The organism is Sinomonas terricola (genome assembly GCF_034931225.1).
In the GTDB taxonomy this organism is placed as follows: Bacteria; Actinomycetota; Actinomycetes; order Actinomycetales; family Micrococcaceae; genus Sinomonas; species Sinomonas terricola.
On sequence record NZ_JAYGGQ010000010.1, the window covers coordinates 135,472 to 152,944 of the forward strand.

Genomic DNA, 17,473 nt, shown 5'->3' on the forward strand with positions numbered 1-17,473 from the left:
CCAAGAAACGGAGCACCCATGCGCACTCGATCCCGCGCTGCCGCCGTCGCCACGGCTGTAGCCGCCCTTGCCGTCGCCCTCACTGGCTGTGGGGGGAGCGGCTCGGCCGACTCCGCCGCGAAGTCGCCGTCCCCCGCGGCGACGGGCCCCGCCGTCGACCTCTCGGGCGCGTGCCCCGCGACCGTCGTCGTCCAGACGGACTGGAACCCGGAGGCGGACCACGGGCACGTGTACCAGATGCTCGGCCCCAACCCGACCATCGATGCCAACAAGAAGTCCGTCACGGGCGACCTCTACGCGAACGGCAAGCCCACGGGCGTCAAGCTCGAGGTCCGCGCGGGCGGGCCGGCCATCGGCTTCTCGACCGTCTCGGCACAGATGGCCCAGGACAAGTCGATCACCCTCGGCTACGTCTCGACGGACGAGGCCATCGAGTTCTCCGGCAACATGCCGACGACGGCGGTGTTCGCCGAGAATGACAAGTCGCCCATGATGGTCATGTGGGACCCGAAGACGTACCCGGACGTCTCCACGATCAAGGACCTCGGCACGAAGCTCGCGGCTGGCGGCGGCGTGGTCCGCTACTTCAACGGCGCCGCCTACATGACGTACCTGTCGCAGACCGGCTACCTGCCCAAGAGCGTCCTCGACGGAAGCTATGACGGCACGCCCGCGAAGTTCGTCACCGCGAAGGGCAAGGACGCGCAGCAGGGCTTCGCGACCGCCGAGCCGTACGTGTACCAGAACGAGGTCCCGGCGTGGGGCAAGCCGCTCAAGTTCCAGCTCGTCGCGGAGACCGGCTGGTCGCCGTACCCCGAGACGATGTCGGTGCGCAGCTCCGAGCTCTCCTCGCTCTCGCCGTGCCTCAAGAAGCTCGTCCCGGTCATGCAGCAGGCCGACGTCGACTTCATCAAGGACCCGGCCGCCACGAATGACCTCATCGTCAAGCTCGTCCAGGCCTACAACAACGGCTGGACGTACGACGCCGAGGTGGGCAAGGCCGCCGTCGCGCAGATGAAGGACCTCAAGATCGCGACCGACGCCGGCCACGGCCACGTCGGGGCCATGGACTCGGCACGCGTCACGGACCTCATCAAGGCCGCGGGCCCGATCTTCGATTCGTCCGGCGGCCACGTCAAGAGCGGCCTCACAGCGGACGACCTCGTCACGAACCAGTTCCTCGACCCGAGCATCAGCTTCGGCTTCTGAGAAGGACCACCATGGCTGCCCCTGAATCCCTCGAGGCGCTCCGCGCCGAACTCGTCGGCCTCCTCGGCGAGCGCGGCGTGAGCGCAGACATCAAGACCCGCGAACGTGCATCCGTCGACGAGGCGACGATGAGCCCTATCCTCTCCGAGCAGCTCCCGCTCGGCCTCGCCGACCTCGTCGCGTATCCCGCGAGCGCCGAGGAGATCGCCACCGTCCTCGCCGCAGCGACCCGCCACGGCGTGCCCGTCACGGCGCGCGGCAAGGGCACTGGGAACTACGGGCAGGGGATCCCGCTGCACGGCGGCCTCGTGCTCGACACGAGCCGGGCGCGCGCCGTCGTCGGCGTGGGCGACGGCGTCATCACCGCCGAGGCCGGCGCGCCGATGGTGCTCCTCGAGCAGGCGGCGATCGCGAGCGGGCAGCAGCTGTGGATGTATCCCTCGACGGCGCAGTCCACTCTGGGCGGCTTCCTCTCGGGGGGCTCGGGCGGCACTGGGTCGATCGCGCACGGCTCGAACTGGGAGGGCTTCGTCGTCTCGCTTGACGTCGCCCTCCCGGGCCCCGAGCCCACGCTCGTCCATGTCGAGGGCGCGGAGGCGCAGCCGTTCGTGCACACGTACGGGACGGCGGGGATCATCGCCCGCGCGACCGTGCAGCTCGAGCCCGCGCAGGACTGGCGCGCCCTCTACGCGAGCTTCCCCTCGTTCGAGGAGGCGCTTGTTGCGGTGCGCACGCTGCGCGGCCTCGAGCCCGCCCCGCGGCTCGTGAGCGCGGACCGGGCCGCCGTCGCCGATCGGCTCCCGGCCGACGCCGCGATCCCGGCCGGGCGCGCGAGCCTCCGCGCGATCGTGGACGCCACGGCGCTCGACGCCGCGTCCGCCCTCGTCAGGACGGCCGGCGGCGCCGTCGAGACCGTCCGCGAGGGCGCCCCGCAGACGGTCAAGGTCTCGATGCTCTCCTACAACCACCCCATCTGGTGGCTCAAGAAGAACAGCCCCGACAAGGAGTACTTCCACGTCGAGGTCGGCGGGGAGGCCCTCATCGACCGCATCCACGAGGTCGAGGACGTCTACCCCGGCGGCATGCTCCACATCGAGGCCGCGCACGTATTCCCGATCGGCATGCTCGCGGCCGAATACACGGGGGCCGCGGACGTCTACGCGGGGTATGAGAAGCTCGTCGGGCTCGGCGTGCGCGTGCACAGCCCGCACCAGTTCTACGTGGACCACGGCGTCGAGGAGCTCCTCGCGCTCAAGGCGCGCACCGACCCGGACGGGCTGCTCAATCCCGGCCACCTCGGCGCGCCCGAGCTCGTCGCTGTGGGGAACTCGACCGCGTCGGCGCAGCCGACAAGATCCGCGCAGCCGGCACCATCCGCGCAGCCGACAGGATCGACAGGATCAGCGCAGCCATCAAGATCCGCGCAGCAAGGAAGCCAGGAGACTGCATGAACCGTCATATCGCCGAGCTCGCGGGGCCGACTCTCGCGAGCCGCATCACGAAGGACTCGATCGTCGTCATCCCGACCGGCGCGATCGAGCACCACGGCCCGCATCTCCCCCTCGTCACGGACGTGCTGCTCGCCGAAGCCGTGGGGAGCGCCGCCGTCGAACGCGCCGCGGAGGAGGGCCTCGAGGTGTGGCAGCTGCCGACGCTCGCGTACACGAAGTCGGACGAGCACAGCTGGGCCTTGGGGACCGTGTGGCTCGACGCCGAGACGGTGTTCCGGACCGTCGTCGAGGTGGGGCGGGCGGTCGAGCTCATGGGCGCGGGAACGCTCGTGTTCGTGAATGGGCACGGCGGGAATGTCGCGCTGCTGCAGGTCGCGCTCCGGGAGATCCGGAAGCGCTTCGGGCTTAAGACGTTCCTCATGCCCTCGCTCGCCCCGGCCGCGCCGCCCGCGGGCGAGGGCCTCGACGAGCACGGCCTCGGCATCCACGGGGGCGCAGCCGAGACCTCGCTTGTGCTGCACCTGCGGCCCGACCTCGTGGACCTCTCGCTCGCCGAGCGGTGGGTGCCCGAGCACCTCGCGGACTTCGGGCTCATCGGCTTCAACGGCCGGCCCGTGAGCTTCGGGTGGCTCTCGAACGACTTTGGGACGCCCGGCGTCGTGGGAGATCCGACCCAGGCCACCGCCGAGTATGGGCGCGTGCTCTGGGAGGCCTCGGTCGAGCAGGCCGTCGCGTCGCTCCGCGAGATCTCGCGCTTCGAGCACGCCCGGGCGCGCGTGGCCGCCGGACCGCTCCCGGCATGATCCCGTTCGACGCCTTGACGGCGTGCGCCTCCACGCTGCCGGGCTGAGGGCGGGCGCTGCACCGTTGGGCCGCTGAGCTCTGCTAAGCCTTGACGGCAGCCTGCGAAAGCCGGGCGAGGCCCTTCTCGAAGTCCTTGCCGACCATCTTGTCCATGTTCATGAACCGGGCGAAGATCTTCGCGAAGCCCTGCGGGTCGCTCTCCATGGTCCACGAGACCCGGGTGCCGCCAGACTGGGGTTCGAACGTGAAGGTCGTGGGGTTCACGCCCGGGAACGGCTTGATGAACTCGAGCCGGATGCGGATGCGGCTCGACGCGGTCGATTCGACGATCTCCATCCGGCCGGACCCGACCTTGCGGTTCCCCTGCCATGCGTACTGGGCGCCCACGCCCTCCTCGGCGCCTGAGTACGCGCGCTCAAGGGTGGGGTCGAGGTCCTCCCACGGCGACCACGCGGTCCACCGGTGGAAGTTGTTGACGTGGGGGAAGATCTGCTCCGGCGTGGCAGGGATGAACGCGCTGCGAGTCACGGTGAAGGCGGCCATGGCTCCATCCTAGGCTTCGCGCCCGCCGACGTCCTTGGGCGGGGGAAGGCGGCAGCCACCCCGGGTCGCGTCAACAACAAAGGGTGCATATTCGGAAACTTCACGCTACGCTGTGTGAGTGACTTCACAGGACATCGCCGTCGACCTGACCGCCGAGACGCAGACCGCCCTTGAGCGCGCCGAAGCCAAGCACCGCCACGAGGCGCTCTACTCGGACCGCGCCCACAACATCAAGCAGTCCGCCGTGCGCGACGTCTTCGACATCTCCATCCGCCCCGGCCTCGTCTCGCTCGCAGGCGGCTCGCCGAGCCTGGCCAAGCTCCCCGTCGATCTCGTCGCCGAGACCGCGAAGCGGGTCATCGCCGAGCACGGCATGACGGCGCTGCACTACGGCGGCGGCAAGGGCACGGAAGAGCTGCGCGAGCTCATCTGCGAGATCATGGCCGAGGAGGGGATCGTCGGGGCCTCGTCCGAGGACGTCGTCGTCACGACCGGGTCACAGTCCGCGCAGGACATCGCAGCGAAGGTGTTCTGCAACCCTGGCGACGTGGTGCTCGTCGAGGACCCGACCTACGTGGGCGCGCTCAACACATTCGAGGCCTACCAAGTCGAGGTCGAGGCGATCGGCATGGATGCCGCGGGACTCGTGCCGGAAGAGCTCGAGCGGCGCATCGCGGAACTCGAGGCCGAGGGCAAGACCATCAAGCTCCTCTACACGATCCCGAGCTTCAACAACCCGTCCGGCATCACGCTCGCAGCCGAGCGCCGCCAGCGGGTCGTGGACATCTGCCGCGAGCACAACATCCTCGTGCTCGAGGACAACCCCTACGGCATGCTGCGCTTCGACGGCCACCCGCTGACGCCCCTCCGTGCGAACAACCCCGACGACGTCATCTACTGCGGCTCGTTCTCCAAGATCTTCTCCCCGGGCGTCCGGCTCGGCTGGGCCCTCGTGCCAAAGCACCTCTACCGCCGCTTCTACCTCGCGGCCGAGGCCGTCGTGCTGTGCCCGTCGTCCCTCACACAGCTGCTCGTGACCGAGTTCTTCCGCGTCTTCGACTGGCGCGGCTACCTCGCCGGGTCCCGCGCGGTGTACGCCGAGCGGTGCGCGGCGATGCTCCAGGCCCTCGCCGAATACTTCCCCGCCGAGGCGGAATGGACGACGCCGGATGGCGGCTTCTTCGTGTGGGTCACCCTTCCGGAGGGGATCGACACGTATCCGCTGCTCTACCAGGCGATCGACGCGGGCGTCGTCTTCATCCCGGGAGCCGCGTTCACGCCGTCGGACGCTCCGAGCAACAAGCTCCGGCTCGCGTTCAGCGGCGTGGCCCCCGAGCAGATCCGCGAAGGCGTCCGCCGCCTCGCGCCCGTGATCCGCGCCGCGGTGGAGGCAAACGCGGCTAGTCTTCGGTGATCTGGACGATCTGCCAGAGGCGCGGGGCCGGAAGCTGGGCCGTGACGTAATCGCCGTCGACAACGACGTGCACGTCGGTCAGGCGAGGCTCGAGGTCCGGGTCCGCCACCCGGATGCGCGGGAGCCCACGGCCGGTGCGGCGATACCTGAGAGTCGCCGTCCCCGGGGAGACGGGTTCGCGGCGGGGAGAGTCCCACAGGGCGTCCTCCTGGCCCTTGAGGTTGATCAAGTGCATCACGAGCCCTGAGGGTCCCTGGGTGATGCGCCGCCACACGGCTCCCGGTGCGGGCTCGTCGGAGACGGGGGTGTCGGCGTAGACGGCGTCGGCGTCATCGTTGTAGCCGCCGGCGTAGGAACCCGTGACCTCCACGATGGCCGGGTCCATGAGCAGTTCGTCGTGCTCGACGAGGAAGTCGTACCAACGGGCCAGGAACTGCTCGGTCGTGGTGTTGGCCACGTGGTTGTTGACGTAGTAGGGATCCACGAGAATCCTGTCCGCCTCGCCGGCCAAGAGCTGGGTGGCCCCGTGGCTGAACGCCGTGGCCATCGTGAGCGCGGTGGCCCTGTCCGCGCTTTCCTGGTCCTCCGAGGATGAGTAGACGTGCTGGTAGGCGGCCAGGACGATCGGCTGGCCGCGCCGTGCGCCCTTCGCGCGGTTGATGACGTGGGCGAGGGATCCGAGCGTCGTGTGAGGCGGCCAGACCTCGATGTACACGGCGTCCTGTGGCGCGCCCGCGGTGGCCCACGTGGGGAAGTCGTTGACGTTGTTGAAGACCAGACGGCTTTCCGGCAGTTCCTTCCTGGCCCGTTCGATGAGCTCGACGAACGATGCGGCCACATGTAGGTCAGGGGCACTTCGGTCGAGCCGGCGGGCCCGCCGTTCGTCATGAGGAGGATCGAGGGGAAGACGTTGAACGCCCCGATGATCTGAACGATCGCGACGAAGATGACGGTTCCCCGGATGCCGGGGAAGGTCACGTTGGCGAACTTGGCCCACGTGTTCGCGCCGTCGAGCGCCGCGGCCTCGTAGAGGTCCTGCTGGACTCCGCCGAGGGCCGCGAGGAAGACGACGATGCACCAGCCGAGGTTCTTCCAGATGCCGAGCATCGAGACCGCTGCGAGGGCGGTCCAGCGCTGTTCGAGCCAGGGCACCGGGTCGGAGACGGCGTGGAGGACGTCCTGCAGGAACCAGTTCACGGCGCCGTTGTCGCTGCTGAAGAGGTACTTGAACAGGAGCGACACCACGACCCAGCTCGTGACCACGGGGATGTAGTAGAGCACCCGGAAGAGGGTTCGGGCGGGCATGGGGCGGTGCAGGAGGACGGCGAACACGAGCGAGATGGCGATCGTTGCGGGCACTGTCATGAGGAGGTATGCCCCCGCGTTGACCACGCTCGTCCAGAACTGCGGGTCGCCGAGCGCCTTCGCATAGTTGTCGAGCCCGACGAACGGGCTGTCCGTCCCGGGAAGAACCGACCACTGGTAGAAGCTGATCTGCAGCGATCGGACGAGCGGGTAGCCGGTGGTCAGGGCGAAGAGGGCCAGGCCTGGCGCGGCGAACGCCCACGGGATCCACCAGTGGGCCGGGCGGCGGGAGCTCCCGCCCCGCCGCGGCTTTGAGGGCCGCGGCGGAGCGGGAACCTGTTCCGTGCGGGCACGGAACGGCGCTTCGGTGGACATGGTCATCCTTGCGCGAGGAGGGGATCAATCTGGGAGGCCGCGGAGTCGAGCGCCTGCTGGACCGTCGCTTTGCCCTGGAAGGCGAGCTGGACCTGCTTGGTGAAGATGTCGTCGACCTTGGCCCACTGCGGGGTTGCGGGGCGCGGGCGGGCGGTCTTGAGCTGCTCGAGGTAGGGCGCGTAGTACGGCGCGTACGAGGCCATATCGGCAGCGAGAGCGGATTCGGCGGAGAGCTGGCCCACCTTGCCCATCGCCTGCTGCGCGTCGGGCGAGAGCATGTACCGCGTGAACTCGGCCGCGAGGGCCTTGTTCTTGGACTGCTGTGTCATGACGATATCCTCGCCGCCGACCACGCTGATGCTCCCGGCCGAGCCCGAGAACATCGGCTCGGTAGCCGGCTTGAAGCTCGGGTACGAGGCCGTCAGGCCGGGGAAGGTCCACGGGCCGTCGACGATCGTGTCGTAGAGCCCCTTCGCAAGGCCGTCCGACGTCGGGGTGTCGCCGCTGCCGCCGAGGATGTTCCCGGGGATCTGCTTGGCCTTGTACATATCGACGAGCATCTGGATCGCGGCGACCGTCTGGGGGCTGTTGAGGTAGCCAGTCGCCTTGGTCACGTCGGCGTTGGTCATCTCGCCGCCGTTGGACCAGATGAAGGGCAGGAGGTTCCAGGCGCCGGATCCGCCCTCGGCGAAGATGAACTTGCCGCCGCCCACCTTGCTGGCCGCCGCCTTGAGGTCATCCAAAGACTTCGGGACCTGGCTGATGCCCTGGGACGTGAGCGCATCCTGGTTGTAGATGACGACCCTCGTGTTGGTGTCGAGCGGCAGCCCCCAGTACTTGTCCTTGTACTTGTTGGTGGCCAGCGGACCGGGGAACATCTTTGCCGCCCAGGTCTGGAAGTCGGGCATGACGTCGCTCAGCGGCGCGAGCACCCCGAGCTTGGCCAGTTCGGGAACCGTGACGATGTCCGCACGCACGACGTCGGGCAGCGCACCGCCCGCTGTTGCCGTGATGAGCTTCTGGTGCATGTCGGAGGACGGGACCTGCACGTCGTGGACCTTGACCCCGGGGTGGAGCTTTTCGAAGTTGGGGATGATGGTCTTCTCGAGGGCGTTGATCTCTCCGCCACCGGCGCTGTAGGCGTGCCAGAACGTGATCTCGCCGGACACGGACGCACTGGGCGAGAGCTCGTTGCCGGACGGCGCGCTCTGGGATGATCCGGCGCCGACGCCACAGGCGGCCAGGCCGGTCAGGGCAGCCAGCGCGATGGTCGGCAGGACCAGCGATCGTTTCATGGTGGAACCTTTCTATGCCTGGACTTCTGTGTCCAGCGGGGCAAGGGGGACGGGGATGGGGATGGGGCGAAGCAGGGCGGTGAACTCCCATGGCCTGAGGGCCAGTCCGTGGGCGTCGGGATAGTTGCCGAGGAGCCGCCGCGCGTCGGCCCAAAGAGGGTCCGCGACCTCGGCAATCCGTGGGTGGGCGCTGAAGTTCCCGAGCACGAGCAGCTCGTGATCCTCGTGGCGCCGAATGTAGGCGTAGACCTCCTCGTCGTCGGGCAGGAGCATGGTGAAGTCGCCGTGGGCGATGACGGGCAGCTCGTGACGCAGGCGGATGAGTGTTCGGTAGAAGGTGAAGACCGAGTCCTCGCGCGAGATTTGCTCCTCGGCATTCACGGCGCCGCTGTTGGGATTGACGCCGATCCACGGCGTGCCCCTCGTGAAGCCCGCGTTCGGGCCCGCGTCCCACTGCACGGGCGTGCGGGCGTTGTCCCGGTTGAGCGGGGCGAGTGCGGCGAGGACGACGGCAGGGTCCTCCCCCAGCAGCTCGGTCGCCTCCCGGAAGTGGTTGAGGACCTCGATATCGCGGTAATCGTCGATCGTGGCGAAGGGCATGTTCGTCATGCCGAGTTCCTCGCCCTGGTAGACGTACGGCGTGCCCCGGTGCAGGTGCAGCACTCCGGCGAGCATCTTCGCGGAGAGCTCACGGTACTCGGGGCTCTCGTCCCCGAACCGCGAGACGACCCGCGGCTGGTCGTGGTTGCCCCAGTACAGGCTGTTCCAGCCCCTCTCGGCAAGGCCGGCCTGCCACCGGCCCAGGGAGGCCTTGAGGTCGGTGAGGCGCAGCTTGGTCGGGTTCCACTTGCTTCCGTCATGGTCGAGGCCCACGTGTTCGAACTGGAACACCATGTCCACCTCGCGGCGCGCGGGGTCCGTGAAGAGCACGGCGTCTTCGACTGTGACTCCGGGCATCTCGCCCACCGTCAGCAGGGCCTCTTCCCGGCCGGCGAACACCTGCTCGTGCATCTCGCGGAGGTATTCGTGGATCCTCGGCCCGGAGATGAACGATGCCGTTCCGTCGGCGTAGGGCCGGCCGTCGCGCACGGGACCGTCTGGCAGGGCGGGGTCCTTCGAGATGAAGTTGATGACGTCCATCCGGAACCCGTCCACGCCGCGGTCGAGCCACCACCGCATCATCTCGTAGACCGATTCGCGAACCTCGGGGTTCTCCCAGTTGAGGTCCGGCTGCTTCCGCGAGAACAGGTGAAGGTAGTACTCCCCGCTCGCTTCATCGAGTTCCCAGGCCGGGCCGGAGAAGAACGACTCCCAGTTGTTCGGCTCGCCCCCGGGCTCGCCCGGAACGAAGCCGGAACGCGCCGGGCGCCACCAATACCAGTCCCGCTTCGGGGAATCCTTCGACGCCCGCGACTCCACGAACCACGGATGCTCATCCGAGGTGTGGTTGACCACGAGGTCCATGACGAGCTTCATTCCTCGCCCGTGGAGTCCGGCAATGAGGTCATCGAGGTCGTCGAGGGATCCGAAGAGCGGATCGATGTCCTGGTAGTCACTGATGTCGTACCCGTTGTCGTCATGCGGGGACCGGTAGACGGGCGAAAGCCAGACGACATCGACCCCGAGACGCTCGAGGTAGTCCAGCTTGCCGATGATCCCGCGCAGGTCGCCCACGCCGTCGTCGTTCGAGTCCGCGAAGCTGCGCGGATAGACCTGATACACCACGGCGCTGCGGAACCAATCGCGCTCGCGGGGAACGGTTTCGCGTTCTTGGGGGGAGATGACTGTCAACTGGGGCACCTTCGCAGAAAGTTCGCAGAGAAGAGGATGGGCCGAAGCGGGCTGATTCCCGGCTGGGAACGCGGTCTCGGGCTGGCTCTGCCTTGCGCCGCCGATGAGACCGATTCACCTCAGGATGTGATCTGTTCAACACTCAAAGTTTTGTCACAGAAGTTCCAGAGTGTCAATAGGCGATTCAAACCCGGACCGACCCCCTCATCTGAGGTCTCGAAGTTCTGGCGCAAAAGCCTAACTTCTGCCAGAATCGCAGTGGGATAGCTGCAAGGAGGCAATCAGTGGACGCGACGCCTGTGCATCCGAGTTGGCTCGGCGAGCCGGGTTCTACCCGAGATGTGCTGTATCGCCTGCTGGTGGAGGGGCCTCTCTCCCGCAGCGCCCTCGCCGAGCGCCTCGGGCTCTCGGCCGCGAGCCTGAGCCGCGTGACCAAGCCGCTGCTGGCCTCCGGGGAGATCAGAGAGACGCCCGACCGCCATGTGGGGCCCACCGGCCGACCCACTCAGCCTCTCGAGATCGACGCCGACCGCCATCACTTCATCGGCGTGAAGATCACGGGCACCCATGTGTACGCGGCGCTCGTGAACCTCCGCACCGACGTCCTGGCCAGCGCCCAAGCCCCCCTCGAATCCACCGAGCCTCAGCGCGTCGCGGAACTCGTGGCACTCACGGCGAAGGAACTCCAAGAACAGCATCCCGTCCCCGTCTCGGGGCTCGGCGTATGCCTGGGCGGGCAGGTGCTCGACGGCGGCGAGGTGGGCTACGCGCCCTTCCTGCACTGGGAGAACGTCCCCTTCGCGAGATACCTCGGCGGGCATACCGAGATCCCGGTCACGGTGACGAACGACCTGAATGCCCTTACGCTCATCGAGCACTGGCAGGGGGCCGGGCAGGGCGTGGCCAACCTCGTGATCCTCACGATCGGCGCCGGCGTCGGCTACGGACTAGTCATCAACAACCAGCTCATTCACGATGCCAACGCAGGCCTGGGACAGGTGGGCCACACGCCCCTGGACGCGACCGGGCCCACGTGCGACCTCGGCCATCGCGGATGCGCGAACGTCATGTTGAGCATCCGGAACATCGAGACGCACGCCTCAGTGTCTCTGGGGCGCGTCGTAAGGTACGACGAGGTGCTCCAGCTCGCCGAGGCAGGAGATCCGCTCGCGCGCGCCGCAGTGGATCAGGCAGGCTTCGCGCTCGGCCGGCTTCTCACCATCGCCTCGGGCTTCGCGATGCCCGAGAAGATCATCCTCACCGGCGAAGGCGTCGGCCTTGCCTACACGGCGGCCGACGCTGTCGAGGCCGGCCGCCGGCAAGACCGCGAGAGGCATGCCACCGCGATACCCCTCGAATGCATCGAGGTGGACGACATCTATTGGGCTCGCGGTGCGGCGCTCGCGGCCATGCAGCAGCCGCAGCCCTGACCTGCGGATCGGCCCCCGCGCCGTCACGAGGCTCTTGTCGCGGAAGCCTCATGACGTGCGCCCAGCGCTACCCTCCGATGGCCCTCAGCGCGTTCACCTGCCCGTTGCCGCTGAACGAGTTGTACGCCGTTCCCCCTTGGCACACTTGCGGCGCACCGTTGTCGACGGACGGGAAGAACGCGTACATCGCGGTGTCGGGGCAGGCGATCGGGTCCGCCGTGCCCATGATCTGCGCCGCGACAGCGCCCGGACTCGTCACGCCCGAGCTCACCACGAGCGCCGCGACACCCGCGACGTGCGGGGACGCCATCGACGTGCCCTGGATGTAGCAATACGTCGCCCCACTGTCGAAGACCTTCCGGAGGCACGAGCCGATGCGCGACGCCGGCCAGGTCGAGAGCACGCGGCCATTGACCGCCGCGGCGGTCCGCTGCAGGACCGAATCGCCGCCCGGCGCCATGACGTTTGCGGCGCCGACCCCGTAGTTCGAGTAGAACGACTTGAACTGCTTGTTCCCGTCCGCCGTCACGCCGATGACCCCGGGAATTTCGGTTGGGACCACAGCGCACGCATTCGTCACGTCGCGCGCGACGGGCGTCGTGTTGTCGGGGCTCTGGAGGTCCTGCGTCGGGTGCGCGAGGTCATCGGCGAAGTTGCCGAGGGCCGCGACGACGGTCGTGCCCTGCTGCTGCGCGAAGCGAATCGCGCGCCGCTCGGACTCCCAGATGGCCCGCTGAGCGGGATCGTTCTTGCAGTTGAAGAGCCACGGATCCGCGAAGTAGCTGTTGTTCGTCACCTGGATCCCGTGCGTGGAGGCCCACATGAACGCGCACACGACGGCCTCGGGGAAGAAGAACCCGGCAGCATCCCCGGCCTTGATGCCCGCCAGCTTGACGTTCGGGGCCACGCCCACGATGCCGATCCCGTTCTTCGCGGCCGCGATCGTGCCGGCGGTGTGCGTGCCGTGGCCGTTGTCATCCATCCAGGCCGACGGCGTCTGGTCCGGCACGCCGCCCAGGCACGAGACGCTGCGCGAGAAGTCGACGTTCGGCGCAAGGTCGGGGTGCGTGAAGTCCAGGCCCGTGTCGATGTCCCCCACGACCACAGAACTGCTGCCGCCGCTGATCGAGCGCGCCTCGGGCGCATGGATCTGGTTCATGTCCCACTGGAGCCCCGAAAGATTGTCCGAGCCGGGCGCGGGCGTGGGCGGCGAGACCGGATCCGCGGCGTCCGTTGCGGCATCTCCGGCGAGGGAGACCCCGAACGACGCCGTTGCTGCCGCGGAGTCGACGCTCGGATCGGCGGCCTGGAGGCGGGCTGCGAATCCAGACGCGCCAGAGGAGACGACTGCGACGCCGATCTGGGCGTAGTTCTGGACGACCGCTCCGCGGGCCTGGGCGATCGCGGCAAGCGAAGCCCCCGCCGCGCTGCCGCCGGATTTGTACAGGACGAGGTAGTTCTGGGCGGGCCCGGAGGCCGCCGGGGCGGTGTCCGCCGCGGCCGGCGAGAACGATGCCGTCGTGAACGCGGCCGCGAGCGCAACAGCGCCGACGGGCGCGACAACACGCGTCAGGATGCGGGTGAAGCGATGCATGGGTGCCTCCGTTCCCCCGCGGCGGACGGTGGCCCTCCCGCGGGGATCGATGCTGTGTGCGCCAGCGCAGGATCGTTGCTGTGCGCGACAGACATTAGTGGCGTACGTCACACTGCGGAAGGTCTGACTCAGTCCTTTCGCAAGCATCCACTGCTCCGCAACTGTCGTTTTGGGGCCTGATAACGACAGTTACGGAGCAGTCGATGGTGGCGGAGTGCGCTCGTACACCCACGGCAGCGCCGTGAGGGTGAGCCGGTGCCGGGCTGTTCCTGCGGCGGCGGGATCGCCGTACTGCGAGTCCCCGGGCCACATCACGGCCTCGATCCGGCCGTCCTCGCCGAAGAGCTGAACGCTCGCGTATCGCCCCGGCCGGCGCGCGGCCGCCTCGGCGAGGGCGAGCGCCGCGGTCTCCGCGTCGAGGAGCCCGTGCAGCGTGACCCACGTGGGCGGGAACAGCATGAGCTCGCCGGCCGCGTGCCGCTTGAGGGCTGTCGCCGGCGTGATCCAGCCGAACGCGACGTGCTCGGCGTCGTTGAGCACGATCTCGCCGCCCGGATCCGCCGCGAGGAAGAACCACGTGCGCAGTCGCCTCTCGACGCGCTGCGGCGGGATCCAGCACGAGAGGTCCACGAGATCGGCGTCGCGTAGCGCGAGCCCCGTTTCCTCCGAGGTCTCGCGCACCGCAGCACGACGCACAGCGAGGGGCACCGCGGCGGGGGCGGCGCCGTCGTCGTCGTCCGCGGGCGACGGCGCCGGGTCGCCGGGGTGCGCATCCTCGGGGTCCACACGGCCTCCCGGGAATGCCCACGCGCCGGCGAACGAGCCGCGGCCGTGCCGTTCGAGCAGCAGCACCTCGACCCTCGCCTCCCCGTCCGGCCCGGAACCGTCACGGAGGATGACGACGGTCGCGGCGTCGGCGGGGGCGGTGCTCTCGGGCATGCACCCAGTATCGCGCGGGGCGGGGCAGCGGCCGCCGTACGCTAGAAGACGTGCTTCTTTCCCGCCGCCAGCTCCTCCGCGCCACCGCGGCGGCCACGGTGCTGGCCCCGACCCTCGCCTCGACGCTCTCCTCGTGCGCGGCGCCGGAGGACGTCCCCCAGGTCGGCTTCGGCACGCCGCTCCCGGTGCCGCCGCTCGCCGAATCGCGGCTCGACGGCGGCGTCCGCGTGTTCTCCCTCGCGCCCCAGGCCGGAAAGCACGAGTTCGTGCCCGGCAAGCCCGCCGACTCGATGGGCTACAACGGCTCCTACCTCGGCCCGACGCTCCGCGCGGCCCGCGGCGAGCGCGTGCGCATCGACATCCGCAACCAGCTCGGCGATCCCACGACCGTCCACTTCCACGGCATGCGGCTCCCCGCGGCGGACGACGGCGGCCCGCACCTCGCGATCGAACCCGGCGCCACGGGGTCGCCCGCCTGGACGATCGACCAGCCGGCCGCGACGCTCTGGTACCACCCGCACCCGCACGGGAGCACCGAGAAGCAGCTCTCGCTCGGGCTCGTGGGCCTGTTCGTCATCGACGACGACCAGTCCCCCGGCGGCCTCCCCCACGCGTACGGCGTCGACGACTTCCCGCTCATCGTCCAGGACCGCCGCCTCGACGCGAACGGCCAGCTCACGTTCGATTCGTCAGGCAACTCACTCGGCACGCTCGGCAGCTCGATTGCGGCCAACGGCGTCCTCGGCGCGACGCTGGCCGTCACGACGCAACGCGTTCGACTCCGGCTGCTCAACGCGAGCGGCGGCCGCTGGTTCAACTTCGGCTTCGCGGACGGGCGCACCTTCCATGTCGTGGCGTCCGACGGCGGCCTGCTCGCCGCGCCCGTTCCCGTCACCCGTGTGCAGCTCTCACCGGCCGAACGCGCGGAGATCGTCGTCTCGATGGCCCCGGGCGAGTCGGTCATGCTCCGCTCGTTCGCGCCGGAACTCGGCTCGGTGAACCCCGCGGACGCGTTCGGCGGCGGCAGGGATTTCGACGTCGTACGCCTCGACGCCGCGGCGACCCTCGCGCCGTCGCCCGCTCTGCCCGCGGCATTCGCTGTGATCCCGGCCCTTGAGGTCTCCGGCGCGCACATCCGGAGCTTCACGCTCAACGGGCGGAACATCAACAACCACACGGTCGACATGAACAGGGTCGACGAGATCGTGAAGAAGGGCTCGACCGAGGTGTGGCTCGTGGACAACACGAACGCCTACCAGCACAACTTCCACGTGCATGGCGTGCAGTTCCAGCTCCTCGACGTCAACGGGACGCCGCCGCCCGCGCACGTGCGGGGCTGGAAGGACACAATCCCGCTGCTCCCGGGCGACCGGAGCCGCATCGCGATGCGGATGCCCGCGTACGCCGACGCGAAGGTGCCATACATGTACCACTGCCACGTTGTCACGCACGAGGACCAGGGGATGATGGGGCAGTATCTCGTGACCGAGGACGGCACGGGGCCGTCGAGCCTCTCGATGGAGGGAATGCAGCACTGAGTCGCGCCGCTCAGTGCGGGCGGACAGTCTCCCCGACCCGCTCCGCGATCCATTCGAGAAGCTCAGCGGAGGCCGGCAACGTTCCGTACAACGAGATGAAACCGTGCATCTGCCCGAGGAAGACGCGGTCCGTCACCGGAACCCCCGCGGATCTCAGGGCCGACGCATAGGCTCGGCCCTCGTCGAAGGGCGGATCGAATTCGGCCAGGGCGATAGCGGCCCGCGGCAGCCCGGCGAAACTCGTGGCACGGAGCGGGCACGCCTCGGGCTCGGATCGCCGCTCGACCGGGGCGTAGTGGCCCCAGAACCATTCCATCGCCTGCCGGTCGAGCACGAGCTGCTTCTCCGAGCACCCAGCCGCCGCCGTGGAAATAGACGATGACGGCGTCGGGGGCCTCGACGGGAGTGAGGATGCGCACGGCATAGGGCTCGCCGTCGACGCTCACGAGCTCAAGGTCCTCGACCCTGTGCATAGGCGGGGGCTCGATCGCGGACTGGCTCAGGTCGCGATCCAGCGCGCGGGCCTCGCGCGGCGTCAGGGAGCTCAACGGGGGAAGGCCAAGCGCGCGGAACGCCTCAAGGAACGCCTTGGCGTGCTCGTCCAATGCCACGGAGCCGTCCTCCCCGAGAGCTGCAACCGCGAACGCGGTCCGCTCAGTGTAGGAGCGCTGGGTAGGATCAAACCATGCCCGTTGTCGTCACCGCCGTCTTCCACCCTGCCGAGGGCCAGCGCGAGCAGCTCGTCGAGGCCCTACGCCTCACGATGCCCGCCGTCCACGACGAGGTGGGCTGCCTCCGCTACGCAATCCACGATGCCTCCGACGGCACGATCACGATGATCGAGAAGTGGACCTCGGCGGAGCACCTTAAGGCGCATGCGCGGGGCACCGCCGTCGCGGCGCTCCAGGCCGTCGTCGACCCGCTCGTCGCGCGCCCGACGGTCGTCACGACCATGACCCCGCTCGAGGCGGGCACCCCGGAGCAGGGGCTGCTCTAAGCGAGCAGGGCCAGCGACACCCGCTGCCCTCGACCGCTTCAGCTGCCCGGATCCGGCGAGGATAAGCGGCCGCGGGCAGCAGAAGCGCAGGCTGCGAGGCCAGCCGCGTCAGTCGAGCTGCCGCAGGTATCGCTCCGGCGCGTCGCCGGGGGCTCACCCTGCCGGAAGGTCCTCGGCATAGATCACTTGGCCCGTCGAGCGGGCGACTTGGTGCATCGCGAGGCTGTGCAGCTCGGGCCTGTAGTCCGCGACGGCGTCGCTCACGACGATGCATTCGATGTCCCGCGCGAGGGCGTCGAAGGACGTCGCAACAATCCCCTGGGACGCGAAGACTCCGACGATCACAAGCTGATCGCGCCCGGTACGCCTCAGTTCGACGTCAAGGTCAGTCGCGAAGAAGGCGCTCAGGCTGCGTTTTCCCAGCCAGACGACGTCGCGCTCCGCGAGCTCGCGCAAGCAGCTTTCGGCGGCTTGGCCCGCACTGGGCCCGAGGCCCCAGAGCCGCCCGCCGAGCCCACGCTGCTCGATCCCGGTCGCGGGGCGCGGGGCGGACGCGAGTAGCGGAACGCCATGCGACCGCGCCCAGGAGAGGACCCTGCGCGAGCCCGCGATCACCGAGTCTCGCGTCAATTGATCCAGCACGTCGACGTAGTACGGGAGCAGATCGTGGACCAGGACGGAACAGCGGCCCGGGTCCACCTCGAAGCCGTGGCCGCCGCGCGGGTCGTCAAGTTTCCGCGGGTCGTAGGGCGTCACGTCGGAAGCAAAAGTTGCCATGGAAGCCAAGA

General features: G+C 68.9%; 15 protein-coding genes and 1 pseudogene. 7 read left to right on the forward strand and 9 right to left on the reverse strand.

Annotated features, from left to right (window positions below):
- The first annotated feature begins 18 nt into the window (after nt 1–18).
- Genes SPF06_RS13690 through SPF06_RS13700 form a run of 3 tightly spaced genes read left to right on the forward strand, consistent with a single transcriptional unit; the run spans nt 19 to nt 3,463 of the window.
- Complete coding sequence (locus SPF06_RS13690; protein WP_323279661.1) at nt 19–1,209, forward strand: ABC transporter substrate-binding protein; 1,191 nt, start codon at nt 19–21, stop codon at nt 1,207–1,209.
- An 11-nt stretch (nt 1,210–1,220) separates the two neighbouring features.
- Entirely contained in the window at nt 1,221–2,660 is a 1,440-nt protein-coding gene (locus SPF06_RS13695; RefSeq protein WP_323279662.1) for an FAD-binding oxidoreductase, read from the forward strand.
- Complete coding sequence (locus tag SPF06_RS13700; protein ID WP_323279663.1) at nt 2,657–3,463, forward strand: creatininase family protein; 807 nt, start codon at nt 2,657–2,659, stop codon at nt 3,461–3,463. Before SPF06_RS13695 ends, SPF06_RS13700 begins: the two co-directional genes overlap by 4 nt.
- An 82-nt stretch (nt 3,464–3,545) precedes the next feature.
- Here SPF06_RS13700 and SPF06_RS13705 read toward each other — a convergent pair whose 3' ends face one another.
- Complete coding sequence (locus tag SPF06_RS13705) at nt 3,546–4,007, reverse strand: SRPBCC family protein (protein ID WP_323279664.1); 462 nt, start codon at nt 4,005–4,007, stop codon at nt 3,546–3,548.
- A 118-nt stretch (nt 4,008–4,125) separates the two neighbouring features.
- Between SPF06_RS13705 and SPF06_RS13710 the strand changes: the two genes are divergently transcribed.
- Nucleotides 4,126–5,421: an aminotransferase-like domain-containing protein gene (locus SPF06_RS13710; protein ID WP_323279665.1), complete on the forward strand. Its 1,296-nt coding sequence runs from the start codon at nt 4,126–4,128 to the stop codon at nt 5,419–5,421.
- On the opposite strand, the gene SPF06_RS13715 is transcribed toward SPF06_RS13710, so the two are convergent.
- The 4 genes and pseudogenes from SPF06_RS13715 to SPF06_RS13730 all read right to left on the reverse strand — a co-directional run bounded on the left by SPF06_RS13715 (nt 5,408) and on the right by SPF06_RS13730 (nt 10,187).
- The gene (locus SPF06_RS13715; RefSeq protein ID WP_428985767.1) at nt 5,408–6,418 is read right to left on the reverse strand and encodes a glycoside hydrolase family 66 protein; all 1,011 of its coding nucleotides are present in this window, start codon (nt 6,416–6,418) and stop codon (nt 5,408–5,410) included. The two genes, SPF06_RS13710 and SPF06_RS13715, sit on opposite strands and share 14 nt — an antisense overlap.
- Nucleotides 6,340–7,107, reverse strand: a pseudogene (locus tag SPF06_RS22140) (carbohydrate ABC transporter permease); the annotation flags it as partial. The pseudogene SPF06_RS22140 and the gene SPF06_RS13715, both read right to left, overlap by 79 nt.
- Nucleotides 7,104–8,396, reverse strand: coding sequence for an extracellular solute-binding protein (locus SPF06_RS13725; protein WP_323279669.1), 1,293 nt, complete (start codon nt 8,394–8,396; stop codon nt 7,104–7,106). The gene SPF06_RS13725 and the pseudogene SPF06_RS22140, both read right to left, overlap by 4 nt.
- 12 nt (nt 8,397–8,408) lie before the next feature.
- Nucleotides 8,409–10,187, reverse strand: a complete 1,779-nt coding sequence (locus SPF06_RS13730; protein ID WP_428985768.1) for a glycoside hydrolase family 13 protein — start codon at nt 10,185–10,187, stop codon at nt 8,409–8,411.
- A 284-nt stretch (nt 10,188–10,471) separates the two neighbouring features.
- On the opposite strand from SPF06_RS13730, the gene SPF06_RS13735 reads away from it, so the two are divergent.
- On the forward strand, nt 10,472–11,617 hold the full coding sequence (locus tag SPF06_RS13735; protein WP_323279670.1) for an ROK family transcriptional regulator: 1,146 nt from the start codon (nt 10,472–10,474) through the stop codon (nt 11,615–11,617).
- 67 nt (nt 11,618–11,684) lie between these two features.
- On the opposite strand, the gene SPF06_RS13740 is transcribed toward SPF06_RS13735, so the two are convergent.
- Both SPF06_RS13740 and SPF06_RS13745 read right to left on the reverse strand, forming a co-directional pair.
- Complete coding sequence (locus tag SPF06_RS13740) at nt 11,685–13,211, reverse strand: S8 family serine peptidase (RefSeq protein ID WP_323279671.1); 1,527 nt, start codon at nt 13,209–13,211, stop codon at nt 11,685–11,687.
- Between the two features lie 189 nt (nt 13,212–13,400).
- A complete protein-coding gene (locus SPF06_RS13745) occupies nt 13,401–14,150 on the reverse strand; it encodes an NUDIX hydrolase (protein ID WP_323279672.1) in 750 nt (249 codons plus the stop codon).
- Nucleotides 14,151–14,200: 50 nt separating this feature from the next.
- Between SPF06_RS13745 and SPF06_RS13750 the strand changes: the two genes are divergently transcribed.
- Nucleotides 14,201–15,688 (forward strand): multicopper oxidase family protein, encoded by a 1,488-nt coding sequence (locus tag SPF06_RS13750; protein WP_323279673.1) that lies wholly within the window; start codon nt 14,201–14,203, stop codon nt 15,686–15,688.
- 10 nt (nt 15,689–15,698) lie between these two features.
- Here the strand turns inward: SPF06_RS13750 and SPF06_RS13755 are convergent, their stop codons facing one another.
- Nucleotides 15,699–16,112: an alpha/beta hydrolase fold domain-containing protein gene (locus tag SPF06_RS13755; protein WP_323279674.1), complete on the reverse strand. Its 414-nt coding sequence runs from the start codon at nt 16,110–16,112 to the stop codon at nt 15,699–15,701.
- Nucleotides 16,113–16,373: 261 nt separating this feature from the next.
- Between SPF06_RS13755 and SPF06_RS13760 the strand changes: the two genes are divergently transcribed.
- Nucleotides 16,374–16,685 (forward strand): putative quinol monooxygenase, encoded by a 312-nt coding sequence (locus tag SPF06_RS13760; protein WP_323279675.1) that lies wholly within the window; start codon nt 16,374–16,376, stop codon nt 16,683–16,685.
- 153 nt (nt 16,686–16,838) lie between these two features.
- Here SPF06_RS13760 and SPF06_RS13765 read toward each other — a convergent pair whose 3' ends face one another.
- Complete coding sequence (locus tag SPF06_RS13765; RefSeq protein WP_323279676.1) at nt 16,839–17,462, reverse strand: isochorismatase family protein; 624 nt, start codon at nt 17,460–17,462, stop codon at nt 16,839–16,841.
- Nucleotides 17,463–17,473: the final 11 nt, after the last annotated feature.

Excerpts from the sequence above, each read along its gene's own strand:
- SPF06_RS13765 (WP_323279676.1), bottom strand. The coding sequence starts at position 17,462 with ATGGCAACTTTTGCTTCCGACGTGACGCCCTACGACCCGCGGAAACTT.
- SPF06_RS13705 (WP_323279664.1), bottom strand. The coding sequence starts at position 4,007 with ATGGCCGCCTTCACCGTGACTCGCAGCGCGTTCATCCCTGCCACGCCG.
- SPF06_RS13755 (WP_323279674.1), bottom strand. The coding sequence starts at position 16,112 with ATGCCGTGCGCATCCTCACTCCCGTCGAGGCCCCCGACGCCGTCATCG.
- SPF06_RS13740 (WP_323279671.1), bottom strand. The coding sequence starts at position 13,211 with ATGCATCGCTTCACCCGCATCCTGACGCGTGTTGTCGCGCCCGTCGGC.
- SPF06_RS13690 (WP_323279661.1), top strand. The coding sequence starts at position 19 with ATGCGCACTCGATCCCGCGCTGCCGCCGTCGCCACGGCTGTAGCCGCC.
- SPF06_RS13700 (WP_323279663.1), top strand. The coding sequence starts at position 2,657 with ATGAACCGTCATATCGCCGAGCTCGCGGGGCCGACTCTCGCGAGCCGC.
- SPF06_RS13760 (WP_323279675.1), top strand. The coding sequence starts at position 16,374 with ATGCCCGTTGTCGTCACCGCCGTCTTCCACCCTGCCGAGGGCCAGCGC.
- SPF06_RS13695 (WP_323279662.1), top strand. The coding sequence starts at position 1,221 with ATGGCTGCCCCTGAATCCCTCGAGGCGCTCCGCGCCGAACTCGTCGGC.
- SPF06_RS13725 (WP_323279669.1), bottom strand. The coding sequence starts at position 8,396 with ATGAAACGATCGCTGGTCCTGCCGACCATCGCGCTGGCTGCCCTGACC.
- SPF06_RS13745 (WP_323279672.1), bottom strand. The coding sequence starts at position 14,150 with ATGCCCGAGAGCACCGCCCCCGCCGACGCCGCGACCGTCGTCATCCTC.